The sequence below is a fragment of the Haloglomus litoreum genome (assembly GCF_029338515.1).
GTDB lineage: Archaea > Halobacteriota > Halobacteria > Halobacteriales > Haloarculaceae > Haloglomus > Haloglomus litoreum.
In genome coordinates this window covers 44,301-67,307 of sequence record NZ_CP119988.1, presented here as the reverse complement: position 1 = coordinate 67,307, position 23,007 = coordinate 44,301, and the positions used below count along the sequence as shown (strand labels likewise).

General features: G+C 71.5%; 23 protein-coding genes. 15 read left to right on the top strand and 8 right to left on the bottom strand.

The features are described from left to right. Positions 1-12: 12 nt before the first annotated feature. From P2T62_RS00325 to lysX, 3 genes are all read right to left on the bottom strand, one after another. The gene (locus tag P2T62_RS00325; RefSeq protein ID WP_276259494.1) at positions 13-1,041 is read right to left on the bottom strand and encodes a CPBP family intramembrane glutamic endopeptidase; all 1,029 of its coding nucleotides are present in this window, start codon (positions 1,039-1,041) and stop codon (positions 13-15) included. A gap of 46 nt (positions 1,042-1,087) precedes the next feature. Further along, positions 1,088-1,708, bottom strand: a complete 621-nt coding sequence (locus tag P2T62_RS00320; RefSeq protein WP_276259493.1) for a DsbA family oxidoreductase — start codon at positions 1,706-1,708, stop codon at positions 1,088-1,090. A gap of 82 nt (positions 1,709-1,790) precedes the next feature. After that, entirely contained in the window at positions 1,791-2,654 is an 864-nt protein-coding gene (gene lysX / locus P2T62_RS00315) for a lysine biosynthesis protein LysX (RefSeq protein WP_276259492.1), read from the bottom strand. An 87-nt stretch (positions 2,655-2,741) separates the two neighbouring features. Between lysX and P2T62_RS00310 the strand changes: the two genes are divergently transcribed. After that, positions 2,742-3,041 (top strand): hypothetical protein, encoded by a 300-nt coding sequence (locus P2T62_RS00310; protein WP_276259491.1) that lies wholly within the window; start codon positions 2,742-2,744, stop codon positions 3,039-3,041. 61 nt (positions 3,042-3,102) lie between these two features. Here P2T62_RS00310 and P2T62_RS00305 read toward each other — a convergent pair whose 3' ends face one another. After that, complete coding sequence (locus tag P2T62_RS00305; protein WP_276259490.1) at positions 3,103-3,852, bottom strand: helix-turn-helix transcriptional regulator; 750 nt, start codon at positions 3,850-3,852, stop codon at positions 3,103-3,105. Positions 3,853-3,962: 110 nt separating this feature from the next. On the opposite strand from P2T62_RS00305, the gene P2T62_RS00300 reads away from it, so the two are divergent. The 3 genes from P2T62_RS00300 to P2T62_RS00290 all read left to right on the top strand — a co-directional run bounded on the left by P2T62_RS00300 (position 3,963) and on the right by P2T62_RS00290 (position 7,286). Beyond that, on the top strand, positions 3,963-4,877 hold the full coding sequence (locus P2T62_RS00300) for an alpha/beta fold hydrolase (protein WP_276259489.1): 915 nt from the start codon (positions 3,963-3,965) through the stop codon (positions 4,875-4,877). 120 nt (positions 4,878-4,997) lie between these two features. Then, positions 4,998-5,855, top strand: a complete 858-nt coding sequence (locus tag P2T62_RS00295; protein WP_276259488.1) for an ABC transporter ATP-binding protein — start codon at positions 4,998-5,000, stop codon at positions 5,853-5,855. After that, positions 5,856-7,286, top strand: coding sequence for a hypothetical protein (locus P2T62_RS00290; protein WP_276259487.1), 1,431 nt, complete (start codon positions 5,856-5,858; stop codon positions 7,284-7,286). 84 nt (positions 7,287-7,370) lie between these two features. Here the strand turns inward: P2T62_RS00290 and P2T62_RS00285 are convergent, their stop codons facing one another. Next, on the bottom strand, positions 7,371-8,717 hold the full coding sequence (locus P2T62_RS00285; RefSeq protein ID WP_276259486.1) for an MFS transporter: 1,347 nt from the start codon (positions 8,715-8,717) through the stop codon (positions 7,371-7,373). A gap of 94 nt (positions 8,718-8,811) precedes the next feature. Between P2T62_RS00285 and thiD the strand changes: the two genes are divergently transcribed. Further along, positions 8,812-10,200 (top strand): bifunctional hydroxymethylpyrimidine kinase/phosphomethylpyrimidine kinase, encoded by a 1,389-nt coding sequence (gene thiD, locus P2T62_RS00280; RefSeq protein ID WP_276259485.1) that lies wholly within the window; start codon positions 8,812-8,814, stop codon positions 10,198-10,200. A gap of 289 nt (positions 10,201-10,489) precedes the next feature. Here thiD and P2T62_RS00275 read toward each other — a convergent pair whose 3' ends face one another. Continuing rightward, positions 10,490-11,494, bottom strand: a complete 1,005-nt coding sequence (locus P2T62_RS00275) for a glutathione S-transferase family protein (protein WP_276259484.1) — start codon at positions 11,492-11,494, stop codon at positions 10,490-10,492. A 185-nt stretch (positions 11,495-11,679) separates the two neighbouring features. Between P2T62_RS00275 and P2T62_RS00270 the strand changes: the two genes are divergently transcribed. Further along, positions 11,680-11,826 (top strand): hypothetical protein, encoded by a 147-nt coding sequence (locus tag P2T62_RS00270; protein ID WP_276259483.1) that lies wholly within the window; start codon positions 11,680-11,682, stop codon positions 11,824-11,826. A gap of 111 nt (positions 11,827-11,937) precedes the next feature. On the opposite strand, the gene P2T62_RS00265 is transcribed toward P2T62_RS00270, so the two are convergent. Beyond that, positions 11,938-13,218 (bottom strand): outer membrane protein assembly factor BamB family protein, encoded by a 1,281-nt coding sequence (locus tag P2T62_RS00265; RefSeq protein ID WP_276259482.1) that lies wholly within the window; start codon positions 13,216-13,218, stop codon positions 11,938-11,940. A gap of 139 nt (positions 13,219-13,357) precedes the next feature. Here P2T62_RS00265 and P2T62_RS00260 point away from each other — a divergent pair, with 139 nt between their 5' ends. The 9 genes from P2T62_RS00260 (at position 13,358) to P2T62_RS00220 (ending at position 22,322) form a co-directional block, all read left to right on the top strand. After that, on the top strand, positions 13,358-14,458 hold the full coding sequence (locus tag P2T62_RS00260; protein ID WP_276259481.1) for a DUF7350 domain-containing protein: 1,101 nt from the start codon (positions 13,358-13,360) through the stop codon (positions 14,456-14,458). Positions 14,459-14,551: 93 nt separating this feature from the next. Next, a complete protein-coding gene (locus P2T62_RS00255) occupies positions 14,552-15,598 on the top strand; it encodes a DUF7282 domain-containing protein (RefSeq protein ID WP_276259480.1) in 1,047 nt (348 codons plus the stop codon). Between the two features lie 25 nt (positions 15,599-15,623). Then, on the top strand, positions 15,624-15,998 hold the full coding sequence (locus P2T62_RS00250; protein ID WP_276259479.1) for a DUF7471 family protein: 375 nt from the start codon (positions 15,624-15,626) through the stop codon (positions 15,996-15,998). After that, complete coding sequence (locus P2T62_RS00245) at positions 15,991-16,515, top strand: winged helix-turn-helix transcriptional regulator (RefSeq protein ID WP_276259478.1); 525 nt, start codon at positions 15,991-15,993, stop codon at positions 16,513-16,515. Before P2T62_RS00250 ends, P2T62_RS00245 begins: the two co-directional genes overlap by 8 nt. Before the next feature lie 387 nt (positions 16,516-16,902). Continuing rightward, complete coding sequence (locus P2T62_RS00240; RefSeq protein WP_276259477.1) at positions 16,903-17,853, top strand: DUF7282 domain-containing protein; 951 nt, start codon at positions 16,903-16,905, stop codon at positions 17,851-17,853. A 91-nt stretch (positions 17,854-17,944) separates the two neighbouring features. Continuing rightward, on the top strand, positions 17,945-19,009 hold the full coding sequence (locus tag P2T62_RS00235; RefSeq protein WP_276259476.1) for a DUF7350 domain-containing protein: 1,065 nt from the start codon (positions 17,945-17,947) through the stop codon (positions 19,007-19,009). Positions 19,010-19,057: 48 nt separating this feature from the next. Beyond that, the gene (locus P2T62_RS00230) at positions 19,058-20,371 is read left to right on the top strand and encodes a DUF7405 family protein (RefSeq protein WP_276259475.1); all 1,314 of its coding nucleotides are present in this window, start codon (positions 19,058-19,060) and stop codon (positions 20,369-20,371) included. Between the two features lie 194 nt (positions 20,372-20,565). Continuing rightward, positions 20,566-21,108 (top strand): cation:proton antiporter regulatory subunit, encoded by a 543-nt coding sequence (locus tag P2T62_RS00225; protein WP_276259474.1) that lies wholly within the window; start codon positions 20,566-20,568, stop codon positions 21,106-21,108. After that, positions 21,108-22,322, top strand: coding sequence for a cation:proton antiporter (locus P2T62_RS00220; protein ID WP_276259473.1), 1,215 nt, complete (start codon positions 21,108-21,110; stop codon positions 22,320-22,322). Before P2T62_RS00225 ends, P2T62_RS00220 begins: the two co-directional genes overlap by 1 nt. Here the strand turns inward: P2T62_RS00220 and P2T62_RS00215 are convergent, their stop codons facing one another. Further along, positions 22,323-23,006, bottom strand: coding sequence for a dolichol kinase (locus P2T62_RS00215; protein ID WP_276259472.1), 684 nt, complete (start codon positions 23,004-23,006; stop codon positions 22,323-22,325). Position 23,007: the final 1 nt, after the last annotated feature.

The following is a 23,007-nucleotide window of genomic DNA, read 5'->3' as shown; positions in this document are numbered from 1 at the left end:
AGCGTGACCGCATCAGCGCTCGCGCCACCGTAGCTCCGGCGTCCACACGGCCTCGGCCAGCCCCAGGTCGCCGCTCCGCAACCGGACCCAGCCCGCGATGGCCGCGATACCGAGCAGGATGGCGACCACACCCAGCAGCCCCGCCTCCGGGCCGAAGCGCCCGCCCGTCACCAGGTCCGGGCCCGTCTCACGCGTGCGGACGAGCGCGACGCCAACGCGGAGGCCGCTGACCGGGAAGCCGAACAGCACGCCCTGGGCGTAGTTCCACGAGAAGTGCAGGCCCAGTGGGACCGCGAGTTCACCCGTCAGCGCGTAGCCCGCCGCGAGGAAGATCCCGGCGAGCGCGATGGTGGCCGTGCTCACGAGCGTCGCGTTCGGGTTGCCCGCGTGGAGCCAGCCGAACAGGCCCGACGTGCAGAGGACGGCGAGACCGAGCGCGACGCGGCCGGTGACCGGGCCGACCCGGAGCCCCTCCGCGAGGTTCGTCAGCAGGTACCCCCGGACCATCAGCTCCTCCGTCAGCGAGACGGCGGCGAAGACGACGAGATAGCCGGCGACCAGCCCGAGGAAGGAGAACCCGGGCTCGGCGAAGGCGGTCCCGACGACGCGGAACCAGCCCGCCGCGTAGCCGACGAGGAAGATGCCGGCCATCAGCGCCACGCCGAGCGCGGTCCCGAAGGCACAGTCGGCCCACCACGAGCGGTCGACGTGGAAGCCGAAGTCGGGGAGCCGGCGGCGGTCGAGCGCGACCCCGGCGACGGCGACGATGACGGCGATGCCGAGCGCCGCGGACAGCGAACTGACGACGCGGAGCACCGTCCCGAGGTCGGCGCCCGGGAACGCGCCCGCCAGGACGCCGCCGCGGTAGTTGTCCGTGAGGAGGCCGATGCCGACGCTCACGACGCGGGAGACGAGCACCGCGACGACGAGCGCGAGGACGAGCCGGAACGGCAGGCGGAGCCGGCGCTCCGTGTGATTCCAGCCGAGCCGGACCACCCGGTCGAGGAGCCGGGCGAGCGACGTGGGGCGGTCGGAGGACACGGGAGCGACGAGAGCCGCCGGGCCGAAGAGTCCCGGGGTCGGGTGGCTACGCGCCCTCGACCAGCCGCTCCAGCTGCTCGGGCGGCACGGCGCCGCGCGCGGCGTACCCCTCGTAGGTGAACGTCGGGACGCCCGTGATGCCCGTCGCCTGGGCCGCATCGAACTGCTCGGTGAGTTCCGCCCGGAGGGTGTCGTCGTCGAGCGCCTCGTGGACGAGGTCGCCGTCGAGGCCCACGACCGTCGCGACCTCGACGAGCACGTCCGTATCGCCGATGTCGCGGCCGTCGCGCCACAGCGCCGCCAGCAGCGCCTCGTCCAACGCGAGCCACGTCTCGTACGGCTCCTGCTGTTTCACGTGGTAGGAGACCAGCTGCGCGGGCAGCGAGTCCACCTCCATCGCGACCTCGAGCGTCATCTCCACGCCGTAGCGCTCCTGCAGCCGTCGGACGTTCTCCTTCGCCTGCTCGAAGTACGCCTCGTCCTTCCCGTCGTCGACGGAGTGGTCGATGCTCCCGTCGGGCCGGCGCTTGTTCGAGCGGAGGTCGAACGGGTGCCAGTCGATCTCCAGTGGCTCCTCGCGGGTCGCCTGGTAGCGCGAGAGCGACTCGCGGCCGAGGTAGCAGAACGGGCAGACGTAGTCCGAGTAGACGGTGATCCGGTCGGGCATACCCGTCCGAAGGGGGCCACGACACAAGAGTACGGAGGTGGACCGCCGGGCGCGCGCACGACCGGGAGCGGCGGGGCTCCGGTCAGGCCCCCGCCCGTGTCTCCAGCCAGTCGACGGCGGCCCCGGGCACGTCCCGCTCGGCGACGGTGTTGAGCGCCTTGAACTCGCAGGTCCCGTTCACCTCGTGGACGGTGTAGGGCTCGTCGGCGTCGGGCGTCTCCATCAGGTCGACGCCGAGGAGGCCGCCGCCGACGGCCTCGCTCGCGCGGGCGACGAGGTCGCGCATCTCGTCGTCGACGGTGCAGGCCGAGACCTCGCCACCCTTCGCCGCGTTCGTGATCCAGTGCGCCGAGGAGCGGTACATCGCGGCGACCGGCTCGCCGTCGGCGGCGACCACGCGGATGTCGCGGCCGGGTTTCGCGACGAACTCCTGGACGTAGAACACCTTGTGCTCGTAACTCCCGAGGACCTCCTTGTGCTCGAACATCCCCTCCGCGGCCGCACGGGTGTCGAGGCGGGCGACGAGCCGGCCCCACGAGCCCGTGACCGGCTTGAGGACACAGGGGTAGCCGAAGCGGTCCGCGATGTCGAGCGCCGTCTCGCGGTCGAACGCGACCTCCGTCCGGGGCGTGGGCACGTCCGCCGCCCGGAGCGCGAGGCTGCCCCGCACCTTGTCCGCGCAGACGGCCGTGGTCTCGGCGTCGTTGACCACGGGGACGCCGTACTCCTCGCAGAAGCGGCTGACGTACCGTACCCGCGAGGACTCCTGACACCGGTTGAGCGCGAGGTCCACCCCGTCGAGGACGCCCGGCGGCTCGGTGTCGTCGAGCCCGAACGCCGGGTTGCGGACGTCGATGCGGGTCACCGCGTGGCCGCGGGACTCCAGTTCGTTCAGCAGGAGCTTCTCGTCCTCGCGGATGCGCGAGTAGCAGAACCCGACGTGCATGACGGCGAGTCGGCGGCCGCCGGCTTAACCGTGTGGCTCGGTGGCGTAGCACGCAACAGCTATCTTCTCAGCCGGCGTACCGGTTGTATGAACATCACCCTGCTCGAAAACCACTGGTACGACGCGACGTTCAGCCCCAGCGCCCGGTTCGGCCGCGACGACGAGGGCGAACACGAGGACGCGACGGCCCCCGATGGCGAGGAGCACCACGGGAACAGCCGCGCGCGCCAGGTCGCGGTCGTCGGCATGGTCCCGATGATCGTCGCCGGAATCGCCGTCGGCGTCGTCGCCGCGCGACGCATCCAGGCCCGACGCGCAGCGCGGGCCGACGAACTGCGACAGATCGAGGTCGACGCCATCGAGTACGCCAACGCCATCGAGGAGTGAACGCCCGCCGCGGCTGCTGATTCTCACTGTCCAAGCTACCTGACCGCTCGGACCCGATTCCTCACGACCTATCGACAGCGACCGCGGTCGCCTCTGCACGGAACCGGTCGACGGTCGCCTCGGCCCACCGGAGGGCGTCGGGCGTGTCGTTCGTGAGGAGGCCCGTGACGAGTGGCCCATCACGCAGCTCGATGGCCATCCGCGGGTGCTCGCCCTCGGTCACGACCACGCCGAACGGGAGCGACTCGGTCGACTCGTGGAGGGTGGTCCGTTCGGCGACGGCGGCCAGCGCGTCCGGGTGCTCGTCCCGGAGCGAGCGTACGACGGTGGTGGGGAGGACCAGTTCGGCCGTGAGCCCACTGTCCAGCAGTGCCCGGAAGCGCTCGACGTACCCCGGCGACACGACCGGGGAGACGCCGCGAGCGTGTTCGGCGTCGCCGAGGAGTTCCCAGAGCGCATCGAGGTGACGCTCGACGTCGGTCTCGTCGGGACGGACGATCTCTGCGCCGACCAGCGCCGCCGGGTCGACCGCCCCGGCGGGGACATCGGCGAGCAGGTCGGCGAGCGCGGCGGTGTCGGCGAGCGCATCGTACCGCGCGAGCGCCACCGTTCCGAACAGGGTGGGGACGAAGCCGTCCTCGGAGCGTTCGACGAGGCCGGCCGCCTCCAGCTGCGAGAGTCCCTTGTAGACGGTCGACTTCGAATCCGGCAGGGCGTCGACGAGTTCGTGTCTCGGGCGCGGGGCTTCGACGACCGCCCGGAGGACCCCGTGGCGGAGCCGGAGCAGTTCTGCGAGATCGTCTCCGTCCATACGGCCCCGTTCGTTCCCCCGACCATCAATGCCGCCATCCGGAAGGATTCCGCGCCGCCCGGAATTTCCGCGTCGGTGTCTTGACGGCCGCAAGCGCCCACGATTCGGGTATGTCCCGGACCGAAGCCGGTGGCCCGACGAACCGACTGGCGGACGACCCTCACGAGGTCGAACTCCCGCAGGGAACACTCCGTTACCACGATCTGGGGACTGGCGACCCGGTGCTGTTCGTCCACGGCGCGTTCGTGAACGGCGACCTCTGGCGGAACGTCGCCGGGCCACTGGCCGAGACGGGGGCGGCCCGCTGTCTCGTCCCGACGCTCCCGCTCGGCGGCCACGATGTCCCGATGCATCCCGATGCGGACCTCACGCCGACCGGGGTGGCCGCCCTGCTCGCGGAGTTCCTCGACGCCGTCGGGGTCGAGCGGGTGACGCTGGTGGGCTGTGATACGGGCGGTGCACTCTGTCAGGTGTTCCTGGCCGAGTACCCCGGGCGCGTCGAGCGGCTGGTGCTCACGAACTGCGACGCGTTCGACAACTTCCCGCCACGCGAGGCGCTCCCGTTCGTCTGGGGGGCACGGGTACCCGGCGTCACGGGGCTGTTCGCCCGGTCGCTCCGGCTGGCCGCCGTGCGGCGGCTCGCGTTCCGGTTGCTGGCGAAACACCCCGTCGACGCGGAGACCCTCGCGGGATACGTCGGCACGCTCTCGACGGACCCCGCCGTACAGCGCGATCTCCGGAAGGCCCTGCTCGGCGTCTCGCCGCGATACACGAACAGGGCCGCCGAGGCGTTCCCATCGTTCGACCGACCGGTCCTGCTGGCGTGGGCTCCCGAAGACCCCATCTTCCCCGTCGCGGACGCCGAGCGGCTGGCCGAGCTGTTCCCGAACGCACGACTCGAACGGATACCGGACTCCTACGCGCTCGTTCCCGAGGATCAGCCCGGCCGGCTCGTCGAACTGCTCACCGACTTCCTCGGGGCACGGCGCACGGCGCAACGGGCGCACGAGCAGGATACGGGATAGAGTGGCGCTGTACCGAGGTTGTAGAGTACAGCAGATGTCGGGAGTACGAACAGTCGCGCGGGGCCGAGCGACCCCGGGTCGGGACAGGGTTAACGACGGCCGGGTTCGAACGGGTGGGCAATGACCGGTGACGAGGGCGAGCCCGCGGTACGGACCGAGGGGCTCGCCAAGCACTACGGGGAGGTGACTGCGCTGGACGACCTGTCGCTCACGGTCCCGCGGGGGGAGCTGTTCGGGTTCCTCGGGCCGAACGGGGCGGGGAAGTCGACGACCATCAACATCCTGACCGGGCAGCTCGTCCCCGACGCGGGGACCGCCGAGGTGGCGGGCATCGACCCCGTCGCCGAGCCCGTCCGGGCCCGCGAGGCGGTCGGCATCCTGCCGGAGAACGGCCGACCGCCTTCCTTCCTGACGGTGCGTGAGTACTTCGAGTTCGTCGCGGCGACCCGCGACCTCGACGAGGAGACGGTCCAGCCCCGGGTCGACGCCTGGGCCGACCGGCTGGAGTTCGAGCACAAGCTGGACACGCTGTGTACGGACCTCTCGCAGGGGGAACGCCAGAAGGTGCTCATCACGCAGGCGTTCCTCCATGAGCCCGAGGTCGTGTTCATCGACGAGCCACTGACGAACCTCGACCCCATCATGCAGGAGCGGGTGAAGCGGTTCTTCCGGGAGTACCGCGCCGACGGCAACACGCTGTTCCTCTCGACGCACTTCATCGGGACCGCCGAGGAGGTCTGCACGCAGGTCGGCATCATCAACCGCGGGCGGCTGCTCGCGGAGATCGACCCGCGCGAACTCGACGAGAGCGAGAGCCTCCTCGATCGGTTCTTCGCGGCGGTCGACGCCGACTCGAAGGCCGGTACGGAGGTCGGTGCGGGGCTGGCGACCGACGCCGCCGACCCCGCGGCGAGCGCGCCGGGCGAGGGGCCCGCGGAAGCGGAGACCGACGGCGGCGAGGCGCCGGAGGACCGGTAGATGGCCGTCTCGTACCGCTACCTGTTCGACCGGATGGTGCGCGAGGAGTGGCGGCTCCACTCGGAGCTGTTCGGGAGCCGGCGCTTCGCCATGTTCCCCTTCTTCGTCGCGTTCGTCGCGGCCGGGACGGCGACCTTCTTCGCGCTGGGCAACGCCGCCGCCGACACGCTGCTCGGCGGGCTCCACCTCGTCGTCGCGCTGCTCGGACTGCAGGTCGGCACCGTCGGCCTCGTCGGCCGGGACGCGCTGGAGGACCTGCTCGGGGACACGACGCTGCTGCTGTACGCCGCGCGCACCCTCCCCGTGAGCTTCCGGCGGCTGATGATCGCCTTCGTGTTCAAGGACGTCCTCTACTACGCCGTCCTGTTCATCCTGCCGCTCGCGGTGGGCGTGGCGCCGCTGGCGTACTTCGGGCTCGTCCCGTGGACGACGGTGCCGCTCGTGTTCGTCACGGCCGGCGGGATGTTCACGCTGGGCGTGGCGCTGTCGCTGTTCCTCGTCGGGGTCTACACCCGGTCGCGCCTCGCCTCCCTCGCCGTGACGGGCGTCCTGGTGGCGGCGCTCGTCCTCCGGGGGGGCGCAGTCGTGAGCGTCACGCCGTACCAGCTCGTCTCCCGGGTGACGCCCGCTGCGGTCGCCGGGAGCGTCGTCCTGCCCGTCGCCCTGACGGCGGTGGGTATCGCGCTGTTCGAGTTCGACCGGCGGACGCCCGCCCGAACGGCGCGTGACCGGTTCCGGTTCCTCCACTCGCGGCTGGGCGGGCTGGACCGCCAGGGCGCGCTCACGAAGTCGCTGCTCGATGTCGGCCGGTCGTCGGGCGGGCTGTGGAAGGTCGTCTTCTCGCAGGGGCTCGTCTTCGGCGTCCTCGCCGTCCTCCTCGCCTACCTGCCGGAGGTCGTCCCCGTCCGGCCGGCCCCGGGGCTGACCATCGCCACCATCCTCGCGCTGGGGACGTTCACGACGTACAACTGGCTCTGCCAGTTCGAGGACGGGCGGTTCTACCTCCGCTACCCGGTCACCCTGACGACCGTGTTCCGCGCGAAGCTCATCGGGTTCGCCATCCTCGCGCTCCCGGTCGGGCTGGGGTACCTGGCGCTCGGTGGCGTCGTGTTCGGCTACGACACGGCTGTCGTCGGGCTGCTCGTCTTCCCGCCGCTGGCGCTGTACGTCTTCGGCGTCACCGCGTACGTCGCCGGGCTCGAACCCACGGAACTCCTGTTCGACACGCCGACGTTCGCGCTGTTCACGCTCGCGATGATGGCGGTGCTCCTGCCGCTGGTCATCATCGCCATCGCGTTCGACCTCTACCCGCCGCTGCAGGCCGGCGGCGCGGCGGTCGGCATCGGCCTCGTCGCGGGCGGCATCGGCGCGGCGCTCTACACCCGCGCCGGGCGGCGCTGGGAGCGCAAGGCGCTGGCCGGCACGGGCTGAGCGGCCCCGTGGGACCACTGCCGCCGTCGGCCGGCGACGGGCCACCGATCTCCCCGGGAAGTGCGAACGAGCGGGGGCTCCGGGCTACTCCGCCGGCCGGACGGCCTCCCGGCTCACCCGCCCGAGCAGCAGGAGCACGGGGAGGAACAGCACCCCGGCGACGACGAACGGCGACCAGAAGGCGACGACCACGTAGAGGAGGCCGGCGAGCGCGGGGCCGACGGTCCGGGCGAGGCTGCCCGCGGACTGGGTGAGGCCGAAGGCGCCGCCCTGCTCCTCGGCGGCGGCGTTGAGCGAGACGAGCGCGTTGAGCGAGACGTTCGTCAGGGCGTTGCCGAACGCGAGCGGCGTCGAGACGAGCGCCAGCGCGACGGCCCCACCCTCGACCGGCCCGACGGCGGGAACGGGCCACGACAGCGAGAACGGAACGAGCGCCAGCGCGACGGCCTGGATGCCCGCGCCGGCGAGCGCGAGCCGGTACTCCCCGAACCGGTCGGTGAGCGGGCCGATGAGCCCGCCCTGGATGACCGCGATGAGGACGCCGATGTAGGTGAGGAGGACGGCGTTCTCGGCGGTGCCGTAGCCGAGCTGGTCGTTGGTGAGGAAGATGAACTGGCTCTCGAAGGCGGAGAAGGCGAACGACGCGACGAAGAACGACAGCACCAGCGCGCCGAGGCCGGGCGACCGGGCGGCCTCGTAGAGCCGGCGGAGCCGATCCCCGGCGGAGACGCGCTCGCTGGGCTCGCGGCGACGCGGCTCCGGGAGGACGGCGAACGCGAGGCCGAGGTTCGCCGCGGAGAGCGCGGCGGCCGTGAAGGAGGGCATCGTGAACTCGGAGACGGGGACGAACGCGGGCAGCACGTCGCGGAGCGCGGCCAGCGCGAACGGACTCGACACCACGCCCGAGATGGCCGGGCCGAAGACGAAGCCGAGGCCGAAGGCGGCACCGAGGAGGCCGAGCCCCTGCGCCCGGTCCTCTGGCGGCGTGATGTCGGCGATGTAGGCGTTCGCGGTGGCGATGTTCCCGCCCATCGCGCCGGCCAGGGCGCGCGCCAGGAACAGGACCGCGAGGCCGTTCACGAGGCCGAGCGTCTGCCCGAGTTCACCCGCGAGGCCGAACAGGGTCCACGCGAGGACGCTCCCGAACAGCGACAGCAGGAGGATGGGTCGGCGGCCGCGCTCGTCGGAGAGCCGTCCCAGTATCGGCGCGCCGACGAACTGGAACAGCGAGTAGGTGGCGATGAGGAGGCTCCCGACGAACTCGTTGGCCCCGAAGAACTTCGCGTACAGCGGGATGACCGGGATGAGGATACCGAACCCAAGCAGGTCGATGAAGACGATCAGGAAGAGCGTCCCGACCGCCCGGCGGCGGCTCAGTCCCGGGACCGGCTCGTCACCCCGGTCCCCGCCCGGGTCGGCATCGTCGGACACGGCTCGCGCTACCGGCCACCGGAGCAAATCGTTTGCCCCCGGCCCGGCCGCGCCGACCACCACCGCTATGGTCGTCACGACCGCACTCGCGCGTATGAGCACGCGACGCCCCGCACCCACGGAGCGGCCGGTGGTCCTCACGGTCGCCGGCTCGGATTCCGGCGGCGGCGCCGGCATCCAGGCCGACCTGAAGACCATCGAGGCCTGCGGCGGCTTCGGCACCTCCGCCGTCACGGCCGTCACCGCGCAGAACACGACCGGCGTCCACGGCACCCACGTCCTCCCCGTCGAGGAGGTCGAGGCGCAACTGGACGCCGTCCTCTCGGACTTCGACGTGGCCGCGGTCAAGACGGGGATGCTCGCGACCGCCGAGATCGTCGAGACGGTGACGACCTACGCGAGCGACCTGGACTGCCCGCTCGTCGTCGACCCGGTGATGGTGGCGGCATCGGGCGACCGGCTGCTCGACTCCGAGGCCGAGGACGCGTACGAGGCCCTCGTCGGGGAGGCGACGCTGGTCACGCCGAACGCCGACGAGGCGGCGGTCCTGACGGACGTGGACGTCGAGGACGAGGCGGGCGCGCGCCTCGCCGGCCAGCGCCTCCTCACCTGGGGCGCCGAGGGCGCGCTCGTCAAGGGCGGCCACATCCCCGGCGAGGAGGTGCTGGACACGCTCGTCACCGCCGACTACATCGAGACCGCACGACACCCCCGCGTCGACACCGAGGCGACCCACGGCTCGGGCTGTACGCTGTCCGCTGCGGCCGCGACCCACCTGGCGCACGACGAACCGCTCCGGGAGGCCGTCGGTGAGAGCATCGACCTCCTCGAACGGGCCGTGCGCTACCACCACGACATCGGTCGGGGCCCCGGCGCGGTCCACCACCTCGTCGACGTGCGCAACGAGGCCGCCCGGCACCCGACGGCCGAGCGCGTGCAGGACGTGGTGGACTGGTTCGTCGACCGGGACGTGCGCCCGCTCGTCCCCGAGGTGGGGATGAACGTCGTCGGCGCCACGCCGTACGCCGAGACGACCGACGAGGTCGCCGCGGTCGAGGGGCGCATCACCCGTACCCTGTCGGGCATCCACCCGAACCGGGGCGTGCGCTTCGGCGCGTCCAGCCACGTGGCCCGCTTCCTGCTCGCCACGCGCGAGTACGCACCCGACCTGCGCTGGGCGGTCAACTGCCGGTTCACGGACGAGGTGGAGGCCGCCCTGGAGACGCTGGACGGGCCCGTCGCCGAGTACGACCGCGGCGCCCAGCCCGAGGACGTGGCCGAGGTGGAGGAGTCGACCATGCAGTGGGGCGCCCGGCAGGTGTTCGGCTCGCTCGACGCCGACGAGGAACGCCCCGTCGTGGTGCTGGACCGCGGCGCCCACGGGAAGGAACCCATCGCGAAGTTCGTCGGGCACGACGCGCGAGCCGTGGCCGAGCGGGTGGTGAGCGTCGTCGAGACGCTGGAATCCGAGAGCGAGGGGTAGCTGGCAGGTCGTCCGCTGCGGGGGTCAGAAGGGACCACCACCGGTGCGGAGTCCACGAGCGACCACACCCGCGCGCGAGCGGGGCCGGTTCACGCGGGCAGGAGCGTGCAACTCCGCGCCGGGAGCCGCACCGTCATCTCCCGAACGGGGCTGCCCGAAACCAGGGGGCATCCGCCACCTGCAGAGATAACATGGCCATAACTCCATAGATAGAACCGTAATTCAGCAGCTTATCGGATAAGTCCAGACATAACAGAGATGATTGCAGAGGCGACGGTTGCGTGTGCGCTCAGTCCGCGCTCGCCGCGCCGGCCACCAGTTCCTCCGGCGGCCCGCCCGGGAGGTCGTCGCGGTCGTGGCTCGCCTCGAAGTCGAGGTCCGGGCCCACGGCCACGAACGCGGTCGGGTTGATGTCCGTGTGCGTGGTGTAGTAGTGCTCCGTGATGTGGTCCATGTTGACCGTCTGCTCGATACCGGGCGTCCGGTAGATATCCCGGACGTAGGGCCAGAGGTTGTCGTACTGCTCGATGAGCCGCTTGTTGCACTTGAAGTGGGTATGGTACACCTTGTCGAACCGGACGAGCGTCGCGAACATGCGGAGGTCCGCGAGGGTCAGCCGCTCGCCGTCGCCGACGAGGTAGCGCTGGTCGGCGAGCACGTCGTCCCAGTGGTCGAGCGCGTCGAACAGCTCCGAGACGGCGTTCTCGTAGGCCGTCTGCGTGCCGGCGAAGCCCGCGCGGTAGACGCCGTTGTTGATGGGGTCGTAGATAGCGTCGACGACCTCGTCGACCTCGTCGCGAAGCCCCTCGGGGTAGAGGTCGACGCCGTTGCCGACCTCGCGCATCTCGGTCGCGAGCATCCGCATGATCTCGATGGACTCGTTGTTGACGATGGTCCCCTGCTCCGTATCCCACAGCACCGGGACCGTCACGCGGCCGGTGTAGTCGGGGTCGGCCGCGACGTAGGCCTCGCCGAGGTAGTCGAAGCCGTTGACGGAGTCGACGGTGCAGTCGTCCTTCTCGGGGGTGAACTGCCAGCCCCGCTCATCGCGGTAGGGGTCGACGATGTCCATCGAGATGGCGTCCTCCAGGCCCAGCAGCGACCGGACCATCGCCGCGCCGTGGGCCCACGGGCAGGCCCGCGAGATGTAGAGGTGGTACCGGCCCGCCTCGGCCGGGAATTCGTCGCCGAGCCGATCACGGAAGGTGGTCTCGTCGCGCTCGAACTCGCCGTCGTCGTCGTTCATCTCGTGGGCGTCGGTGCGCCACTCGCCGTCGACGAACATGTTGACCATGGTGACCCGACCTACGCGGGCGAGACATATCAGCGTCTCCGTGACACGGGTGTCACCAGCTATGCCGGACGGAAGCGCCGGGACGCGGCTGCGGAGCGGACGTGGCAGTGTCACCGTCCGGGACCGGAGGGCGGTCGGGGGCGCCGACAGGTTCAAGTTAGTGTGTGGTATTGACACACACTGTAATGGGAGACACGAAGAAGGGCCGCGAGCGGAAGGGACTGGTGAAGCGAGAACAGCGCCGCGAACGCGATATCAAACAGGCGATCGAACACCAGGACGAGGAGCTCGACTTCGAGGAGCTGTACGAGGGCGAGGAGATCGAACTGTAGCGGGGCCCGTTCCTGCACCTTCTACTAGCTATCCACGGATAGCCACGCGGTTCGGCCAGTGGCCGACGGCATGCCTCTCGGCGCTCGCCGGGCGGCCCGCGCCGCCCCCGCTCAGTCGAACGAGACGGCGTGGAGCCGGCCGTCACCGTACGGTACCAGCACCTCGTCCCGGCCGTCGTCGTCGAGGTCGGCGGTGACGGCGGGCGTGTAGAGCGCCCGGTCGCCGCCGCGGTCGTACGTCGCGCGGACGGTCCCGTCGCCGGCCAGCACGCCGACGACGCCGTCGCCCGTGACGGCCACGATCTCGTCGGTGCCATCGCCGTCCACGTCCCCGGCGACGGCCGGCGGCACCGAGCGCAGCGGTGCCTCCGAGAGCGGCTCGCTCGTCCATTCGACCTCGCCGGTCCCACCGTCCAGCGCCCGCACGCGGGCGTCCTTGCCAGTGACGTACACCTCGTGCCCGCCGTCGCCGTCCCCGTCGAGGGCGGGCCCGACCGCCGCGAGGTCGCCCGCGCCGCCGTAGCGCCACTCCACCTCGCCCGTCCGCCCATCCAGCGCGAGGACCTCGCCGTCGAAGGTGGTGACGAGGAACTCGACCGCGGCGTCCTCGTCGACGTCGGCAGCCTCCGCCCAGACGACGGCCTCGGAGAGGGAGGTGTTCCACTCGCGGACACCGTTCCCGGTGAGGGCGAGCACGCGGCCGTCACCGAGGCCGAGGACGAGTTCGGGGGCGCCGTCGGCGTCGAAGTCGTCGACCGAGGGGTCGGCGAAGGTGTAGGCGTCGAGCGAACGTCGCCAGACCACCCCGTCCGGCCGGACGACGAACAGCTCGCCGCGGGCGTCGAGGGTGACGAGTTCCGGGGCGTCGTCGCCGGTCAGGTTCGCGACCACGGGGGTAACGTAGCCGTAGTCGGTGAGCGAGACGGCGAAGCGGCGCTGTCCGGTGCGCGCATCGTAGGCGACCGTCTCGGCCTCGGTCGTGGAGGCGATGACCTCCGGTGCGGGGCCGCCGAGGAAGTCCGCGACGGTCGGGTCGGCGACGGCGTGGATGGTGCAGTGCTCGGGCGGAACGGGTTCCGTCCAGCGCTCACCGCCGCTCCCGTTCAGCGCGAGCAGGCGACAGCCCGCCCGGTCGCCGCGGCCGCCGAGCGGGTGGGCGACGACGACGCCGTCCGGACCATCCGTGTCCGGGAGTCGGCCCACGCCGGGCGAGTGGTGGTTGCCGAGGATCTCCGAGTCGCCGGCCACCCAGTCGACGCTGGCGGTGAGGTCGCCGTCGTCCCCGCCGTCGGTTCCACCGGGCAGGGCACAGCCCGCGAGGAGGAGGCAGGCGACGAGCGCGAGCGCGGGGAGCGCGCGGCCGACGAGCGCGCCGCCCAGCGAGGGTGCCATGGTCCGGAGTCGGCGGGCGAGGGGCAAACGCCTGTCGCTCCGGTCGTATGCGCTGAACGGGCGGTCAGGGCCCGAGTGGCGCGATTTCGACGGTCGGACCAGAACCCATTTTCCGGGCTCTGACCTACCCGACACACGAATGAACAGACGGCAGTTCCTGCGGGCAGGGAGCGCGGCCGGTATCCTCGCGGTGGCCGGGTGCACCGGCACCGACGAGGGGGACGGTGGCTCGGACCCGACACCGACGCCGGCCGGCGGCAGCGGCGAGACGCCGACGCAGGCCGACCAGGACTCCCTGCCCGAGGGGGTCTACGTCCAGCGCTACGCCGAGAGCATGGCGATGCAGGGGACCGAATCGGAGGGCGACTACACGGTCGGCCTGATGTACGCCGCCCCGCACGTCTTCTGGAACGTCGTCGGGTCGGAGAAGCAGAAGACGCCGAAGGAGGACTCCGACAGCATCCACCTGATGGCCGTCGTCTGGGACACCGAGACGAACACGGTCCTCCCGGAGGTCGGCGTCTCGGTCGAGATCGTGCAGGGCGACGAACTGGTGAGTCAGGAGGTCATCTACCCGATGCTCTCCCAGCGGATGGGGTTCCACTGGGGCGGCAACTTCGGGCTGGCCGGCGACGGGGAGTACACCGCGAAGGTGGGGATCGGCGGGATGAGCACCCGCCGGACGGGCGCCTTCGAGGGCCGATTCGGCGATCCCGCGACGGTGGAGGTCCCGTTCGCGTTCAACGAGGAGGAACGTTCGAAGGTGACCGTCGAGGAACTGGAGCAGTACGGCAAGCGTGGCGCGGTCCAGCCGATGAGCATGGGGATGATGCCGCAGGCGTACGCCCCGGCGAAGGAAGACCTGCCCGGCGAGTTCCTCGCGGAGACGACCAGCGACGACGCCACGTTCCTCTCGACACAGCTCTCGGGCGACGCCGCGAGCCGGTTCGACGCCGAGCAGTACCTCGCCGTCTCCGCCCGAACCCCGTACAACGGCATCGTCCTGCCGTCGATGGCCGTCGAGGCGACCGTCACCCGGGGCGGCGAGACCGTCCTCGACGGCGCGCTGACCCGGACGCTGGATCCCGAGCTGGACTACCACTACGGCGCCGCCATCGAGAGTGGGCTGGAGGCCGGCGACGAGGTCGAGCTACGGGTCCCGACGCCGCCGCAGATCGCACGCCACGAGGGGTACGAGCGGGCGTTCCTCCAGATGGAGCCGATGACGTTCACGGTCTGAGCGGCCGGTGGCGAGCCACCGTGGCCGACGACCGGACGATTCTGGTCCGAATTGGGAAATGCGCTATACGCTGTGCCCCGCAATGCTTCGACAGTGAGACGACACGCGCTCGCGGCGACGCTCGCCCTGGCCTGCGTGGCCGCACTGGCGGCGGTCCCGCTCCCCGTCAGCGCCCACGTCAACGATGTCCGTGGCGACCCACAGGTCTCGGCAGACGGGACCGTGCTGGTCGAGACGGCGTACGTCGCCGACGACGCCTGGCTGGCGGTCTACCGCGACGACGACGGCTCGCGGGGCGAGGTCATCGCGACGAGGCGGCTGAGCGGCGCCGGCTTCCGGACCGACCTCGCCGTCAGCATCGACGAGGCGGCCTGGCGCGACTGGCCCGAGGGCGAGGCCCGCACCGTCCACGTCGCGCTCCACAACGACGAGGGCTCGAGCGGCTTCGACCCCGAGGAGGACGAGGTCCTGACGTTCTTCGGACGGGCGGCGACCGACCGGTTCACGCTCGAACGGGGAACGGGTGCCTACGTCGGCGCACGGGCGTTCAGCCCGCAGGAGACTGACGGTCCGAGCGTGACCGCCCGGACCGTCCGGCTCCCGAGCGACGGCCACCTCGTCGCGCGGAACGTGACCGATGTCGGCGAGAACGAGACCGCGCTGGAACCCGTCGGCGCCACGGCGCTCGGCGCCGGCACCCACGGGAACGTCACCGTCGAGCTGGACGAGGACTACTACGAGCGCCAGGATGCCCGCGCCCGCATCGCGTTCACCGTCTACCGCGACGACGGCGACGGCACCTTCGACGCCGACGACGAGCCCGTCCGGGCGGGGGGCGAAACGCTCACCACCTTCGTCTCCCTCAACCGGACGGACACCGGCGGCGGGGACGGGGCCGGGGATGGCGACGAGGGCGCGGCGGTGACCACCCCGAGCGCGACCGACGGCTCGGACGACGGCAGCCTCGTCACGACCGCGACGGCCGGGTCCACGGCGAGCGGAGACGGAACGAGCGGAGACGGAACGGCGACCGACGCCAGCACGACGGGCACGGACGGCCAGCCCGGATTCGGCACCCTGGCGGCGGCACTGGCCCTCGTGGTCGGTCTCGTCGCTCACGCGCGACGCCGACGGACCTAAACACGAACGATGACTACGCACATTCATGGCGAACGGGCCGGTGCTCATCGTGCTGCTGGCGCTCGCAGGGGTCGCGGCAGCCACGCTGCTGGGCCTCGCGCTCGCGGGCTTCGCGCGCCGACGCTCGGCCTCGTACCTGCTGGTGGCGCTCGCGCTCGCGACGCTACTGGCACGCGTCGGCGTGGCGACAGCCGCGATGGCCGGCCTGCTGGCGGACCCCGACCACCATCTCGCCGAGCACATCCTGGACGTGCTGATGGCCGCGCTGGTCATCGCGGCCGTCTACACGGCGCGGTCGGTCCGGCGGCGGGCCCGCTCGGACGAGACGCCCGAGGCGGCGCCGGACGGCGGACGCGACACGCACCCGGGCGGTTTCGAGGGGGGACACGACGATGAGTGAGACGGCCGAGAACGCGACCCGCCGGGCCATCCACGACCACGTCCGGGACTGCCCGGGCGTCCACTTCAACGAACTCGTCCGGGTGCTGGACCTCGCTCCCGGGCAGGTCCAGTACCACCTCAAGCGGCTCATCCGCGCCGACCGGCTCGTGGCCGACGAACTGTTCGGCCGGACCCACTACTACCCGCCCGAGTTCGACGACTGGGAGCGGGCCGCGCTCGCGCTGCTCCATCGCGAGACGAGCGCCGACATCGTGGCTGAACTGCTCGCTGCGGGCCCGCTCGGCGCGGGCGAGACCGCGGAGCGGGTCGGCATCGCCCGCTCGACCTGCTCCTGGCACGTCGACCGGCTGGTCGAGGCCGGCGTGGTCCGCACGGAACGCGACGGGAACCGCGTGGTCCTGACGCTGTCGGCGCCCGAGCGGACGGCACGGCTCCTGCAACGGGCCGAACCGTCGCTCCCGGAGCGGCTCGTCGACCGGTTCACGCGGCTCGTGGATTCGCTCCTTGCCGAGTGAATAAACCAATAATACCGTGATTTCATCTAAATAATTCCATATTTCTATCTTTTGAACGCATTTATCGATGATTCAGCCACCGTCTCAGCACCGACGCAACCACCTCCGAAGCCCTCGCACTCTCGATTCGCGCGCCTCGCTTCGGTCCTCGGCCTTACTTCGTTCGGCCTGCGCTTCTCGGCCACCGGTAGAGCGAGCTCTACCGAGCCCTCGCTCGCTCCGCTCGCGAGGACCTCGCACGGTGTAGAGGCGGCCGACCCTGCGGGCACGGCCGCCAGCGCGCGCCCACTCGACTGACAGGAGGAATCAGTCGTCGACGGCGGCAACAGCGTACGGCATCGGGAAGGAACCCGCAGCCTCTTGCGCCCCGATGCCGAAGTCCCGCTCATGCGACCCGGTGCCGCAACGCTGACCCTCCTCGTGCTGGCGGCCGCGCTCGTCGGTGCGGGCGTCGTGGGCGGGCACTCGGTCAACTACGTCTCCGCGGACCCGCAGGTCACGCCCGACGGGACCGTCGTGGTCGAGGGAGCCTTCGTGGAGGAGTCGGGCTGGGCCGTCGTCCACGAGCGGACCGCGGACGGCTACGGCGAGGCGCTCGGCGCCACCCGGCTCCCCCGCCGGAACGCCTTCTACACGGACATCGCGGTCACCATCGAGGACGGCGCGTGGGCCAACTGGACCACCCGCGAGGTCGTCGTCGTCCTCCACGGCGAGGACGGTGACGGGGAGTACACGAGCGAGGACCCGCCGCTGGGCGGGTTCGGCGTCATCGTCACGGACCGGTTCGTGGTCGAACGTGGCGACCGCGCGGTCGTCACCGGCGAGGACGACTTCCCGCAGCGGGCCGACGGGCCGACTGTGACCGTCCGGCAGGCGACGCTCCCCGAGCGCGGGCACCTCGTCGTCCGCAACCGGACCGCCGACGGCCGGGTCGTCGGGACCCGGACCCTCGACACCGGGACGTACGAGAACGTCTCCGTCGCGGTGAACGAGTCGTTCTACGAGTCGACCGGGGGCTCGTTCGCGGCACGCGTGAGCCTCCACCGCGACGACGGGGACCGACGGTTCGACGGCGACGAGCCACCCATCGAGGCGGGCAACGAGACCGTCGCCACCCGGTTCAGCGTCGAACCCGAGCGCAGCGGCGGCATCGTGACGACCCCGGTCCCGACGACCGCGCCGCCGGGCGGGGACGGCGGCGCGACCGGGAACGCGAGTGCGACGCCCGGCGACGGCACGACCGAGACGGGCGGCCAGCCCGGATTCGGCCCCGTGGTGATCGTCGCGGCTGCGGCCGTCGTCGCACTGGCACTCGGGCGGGCCCGACGGGAGGCCTGACACGCCCCGACCGGCCGGGAGCGGCCAGCAGACGACGGTTTCGACGGTCGGACCAGAACCCGTTTTTGCGGGGGGACCCGACGGATATCCAATGCAACGACGCGATTTCCTGCTGGGGGCCGCGGGAGCGGGCGCGACCGGGCTCGCGGGCTGTAGCGGCCTGGTCGAGACCCGCTCGCTCTCCAGCCCGCCGGTCCTCTCGAACCGCCCGGACGCCGTCTACTTCCCCACCCACGTCGAGGGGATGGAGATGAGCGGGATGGGGAAATCGGGCGACTACCAGTTCGCCCTGATGTACAGCTACCCCCACCGGTTCTGGAACGTCAACGGGGACGAGGTCCAGAAGACGAGCATCGAGGACGACGACGACGTCCACCTGATGGCGAGCGTCTGGGACCCCGAGACGGGCATCGTCCTCCCGGAGACGGGACTCAGCATCGAGATATCGAAGGGCGGCGACCTCGTGAGCCAGGAGGTCATCTACCCGATGCTCTCTCAGCCGATGGGCTTCCACTACGGCGCGAACTTCTCGCTGGACGGCGACGGGAGCTACGACGTGACCCTCTCGGTCGGCGGGATGAACATCCGGCGGACGGGCGCGTTCGAGGGGCGGTTCGGCGACCCCGCCGAGACGACCATCGGCTTCGACTACAGCCAGGCCGCACGCGACGAGATCATGTTCGAGGAGACGCCCGACAAGGCGGGGCAACGGATGGCCCGGAGCCCGATGGAGATGGGGATGCTGCCCCAGTCGACGCTGCCGCCGGCCGAGGAGCTGCCGGGGACGGTTCGCGGGACGGCCGAGACGGGCGATGCGAAACTCGTCGTGACCACGCTCGAGTCGCCACCCGCGGGCGTCGACGCACCCGACGGCTCGCAGTACCTCGCGGTATCCGCCCGGACGCCGTACAACCGGATGGTCCTGCCGGCGATGGCGCTGGAGGGGACGCTGACGAGCGGCGGGGAGACCGTCTTCGACGGGACCCTGTCTCGCACGCTCGACCCGGACCTGAACTACCACTACGGCGCGGCCGTCGGCTCGGTCGCGTCGGGCGACACCCTCGAACTGCGCGTGACGACCCCGCCGCAGGTCGCCCGCCACGAGGGGTACGAGACCGCCTTCGTCGACATGCAACCGACCAGCCTCACACTCTGACCCGGACAGCATGGAACGACTAAACACCTCCACCCGCAACGACCGACCATGACCGGAACGGACGACGGACGAACACGGCGCGACGTACTGAAGGCGGCCGTCGCGGTCGGCGGCAGCGTCGGGCTCTCGGCGTGTCTCGACGCCGTCGGCTACCAGGGCGAGGACCGGCCGCCCGTCCCGTCCGGGCCGGCCGACCTCTCGACGCTCCCGGCGCGGCAGTTCGCCTGGGGCGAGTACATCCGCCGCGACGCGTTCGGCAACGAGCAGCTACCGAGCCACCAGACGCTGCTCTACCTGAACCTGCCCGGCGAGGGGCCGCCGACGGCCGACCAGCGCGCGACCGTCGAGCGCGCGCTCACGCGGCTGGACGAGGCGTACGCGTGGTCCCACGAGGGGCTGCTGCGCTCGGTCGCGTACTCGCCGGAGTACTTCCAGCGGTACGGGTCGGCGCCGGAGGGCGTCGACATCTACCCGGCCAGGCGGCTCTCCGCGTTCGAGACGCCCGACTTCGACCGGCAGGACGCGCTGCTCCACCTCGCCAGCGACCGCCCGGACGCGCTGCTGGCGGCGGAACTCGCGCTCACCGGCGAGCGCGAGCGCGCCAACGGCGTCGCGTTCGACGCCGCGCTCACCGACGTCTTCGAGGTGGCCGACCGCCGGACCGGGTTCGTCGGCGCCGGCCTCCCCGCCTCGAAGCAGGACGGCCTGGAGGGCGTTCCCGCCGACGGCCCCGTGCCGGAGGCGAGCCCGCTGTTCATGGGCTTCAAGGCCGGGTTCGCGAAGAACCAGGCCCCCGAGGACCGCGTGACCATCGAGGAGGGGCCGTTCGCCGGCGGCACCACGAAGCACGTCGCCAACCTCCGCCAGCGGCTGGCCGACTGGTACGGCGAGCAGGACTTCACCGAGCAGGTGATGGAGATGTTCTCGCCGATGCACGCCGAGAACGACTGGGTCGAGGGCGTCGGCGAGAACCTCGGCGACGACTCACGCGTGGACGAGACGCTCGACACCATCCGCGAGCAGGCCCGCGAACACGGACGGGTGGGCCACGCACAGAAGGCCGCCCGGGCGAACCGGGACGAGGACGGCGGCGTGAAGCTCAACCGCCGTCACTTCGAGTCCGCCGACGACGGCATCGCCAGCCTCCACTTCCCCTCCCTCCAGCGCGAGATGTCCGAGTTCGACGCCGTCCGCGAGGCCATGAACGGGCAGGACCTCACCGAGGTCACGCCCGCCGTCCGCCAGCGCGTCAACAACGGCATCCTGGAGTACATCTTCGTCCGACACCGGGGCAACTTCCTCGTGCCGCCACGGGACCTCCGGGCACTCCCGGCTCCGGACGGAACCGCCGAGTTAGCGTAGCGAACAGACCGATTCTCGGCCAATATTGTAAATAATGCAATTATTTTGAACATTTTATCGATTGTTCGGAGGGTATACCCGATATATCCATCTCCGACCGACGCGGGAGCACGGCGCCCCGGGGGGCGGGGCGGCCGCGACACCCCCGTATCCGACCGCCCGGAGTTAAGCCGTCGACGTTCGAACGCCCGCCCATGACCGTCTACGAGGCCGACGTGCCCGGCGTCGGCAAGAAGTTCGAGGTCGACGTGGGCGGCGGGGCCCGCGCCGTGGTCCTACTGCATCACGACGGCCGGGTCGAGGTGTTCCGCCGGCCGGACGCGGACGCCGACTCCGAGAAGGTGTTCGAGCTGACCAGCCAGCAGGCCAACTACCTCGGCTCCATCCTCGAGGGCGCCTACTTCGAGGCCGTCGACATGGACCGGCTCTCGGTCCCGCTGGGCGACGCCATCATCGAGTGGGTCGACATCACCGACGCCTCGGCCGTCGCCGGAAAGACACTCGCGGAGGCCGACCTGCGGGCGGTCTCGGGCGTGTCGGTCATCGCCGTCCAGCGCGGTGCCGACACCGTCCCGAACCCGGATTCGGACTTCCGCGTCGAGGCGGGCGACATCCTCGTGACGCTGGGGACCCGCGAGCAGCAGACCGTCTTCGCCGACCGCTGCCAGGGCGGGGACGCGACCATCGACGGCGCGGACGACGACGGCGCCGGCTCCGACGACACGGACGGAGCCTGATGGCCGCGTCGGAGTCGCTCCTGCTGGCGGCGGGCGTCGTCTTCGCGACGCTGGCCGTCGGCGGCGCCATCGCCAGCCGGCTCGACCAGTCGGTCATCCCGGCGTACATCGTCGCCGGCGTCCTCGTGGGGCCGAACGCGCCCGAGATCGGGGGCCGGTCGCTCACGCTCGTCCAGCAACAGGAGTTCATCACGCTCCTGCAGGAGCTGGGCATCGTCCTCCTGCTGTTCTTCATCGGCCTGGAGTTCGACCTCTCGAGCCTGCTCCGTCGGCGCGAGGCCGTCACGCGAGCCGCGGGTGTCGACCTCCTGTTGAACGCCGGGGCCGGCTTCGCGCTCGGGGTGGTGTTCGGCTTCGGCCTCGTCGAGAGCGTCCTGCTCGCGGGCGCGACCTACATCTCCTCGTCGGCCATCATCACGAAGTCGCTCATCGAACTCGGCTGGATCGCCGACCCCGAGGCCGAGGCCATCCTGGGCGTGCTCATCGCGGAGGACCTCGTCATCGCGGTCTACCTCGCGCTGCTGACGGCGGTCGCGCTCTCGGGCGGCGGCCTCGCGAGCGCGCTCGTCCCGCTCGGCATCAGCATCGCGGTCATCGCCGCGCTCGTCGGGCTCGCGACCATCGGGACGCCGCTGGTCGCGCGGGCGCTCGACACCAGTGCGGACGAGCTGTTCCTGCTGCGCATCGTCGCCGCCGTCACGGTCGTCGCCGGCGTCGCGCTGGCGCTCGGCGTGAGCGAGGCCGTCGCCGCGTTCTTCCTCGGCGCGGCCGTCGGGGGCACCGAACACGCCCACCGCGTCGAGCGCGTCATCACCTCCGAGCGGGACCTCTACGCCGCCGTCTTCTTCTTCGCCATCGGCCTGACGACCGACCCCGGGACGCTGGGGGCGGTGGCGGTGCCGCTCGCCGCGCTCGTCGGCATCACGGCGGTCACGAAACTCGTCTCCGGGTACCTGGGCGCGGCCGCGTACGGCCTGACCGAGCGCCGCCGGGTGCGGATGGCGCTGGCGATGGTCGCGCGCGGCGAGTTCTCGCTCGTGCTGGCGGCGCTGGCGGTCACGGCGGGCCTGGACCCGCAGCTGACGGCGCTCATCGTCGGCTACGTCCTCGCGATGAGCATCCTCGGGACGGTGTTGATGCGGTCCTCCGGGCGCATCGAGGCGCTCGTCGCCCGGCTGCGCGGCGGATCCGGGGCCGGAACGACCCCCGGCTGACTACCCCAGCGCCGGCAGCCGGCCAGCCAGCTCCAGCCCGAGCGTCATCGCGACCGCGGCTGCGGGCGGGATGGTGAGGTTGTCGTCGAGGACGTACCCGCTGACGACCGGTTTGACGCCGTCGGCGAGCGCGGTCGCCAGCCCGCCCAGCACCGCCGCCAGCGGCGGGACGAAGAAGCTCGCGAGGCCGGTGGCGACGCCGAACGTCGCCAGCAGGACGTACCCCTGCTTCACGTCGCGCAACTCGCCAGACCCCAGCAGCCCGGAGACGGGGTCGGCGATGGCGAGCGCCAGCACCGCCGGAATCGCGACCCGCGGCTCGAACAGCAGGACGACGAGCGTGACGCTCACCACGTACAGCGCGTAGCCCGCGACGTTGTCCTGCTCGTACTCGCGGGTGAGGCGGTCGTAGATGGAGAGGTCGAGCCGACCCGACAGGCGGCCGGCCTCCAGCATCGCAGCCAGCATCGACCCGCCCAGCAGGACGAGCCCCAGCTGGCGCCAGGTGAACACCCCGAGCAGGTAGCTCGCCGGCGCGAGCGCCCCCGAGACGTGGACCAGCCGGCGCTCGATCTCGGGGTGGCGGAGCCGCGAGAGCACGCCACCACCGTCGGTCCCGGTATCGGCCGACGCTCCCCCGTCCGCACCGCCCTCGCCCCCGTCGGCGCCGGCGGTGTCTGGCATC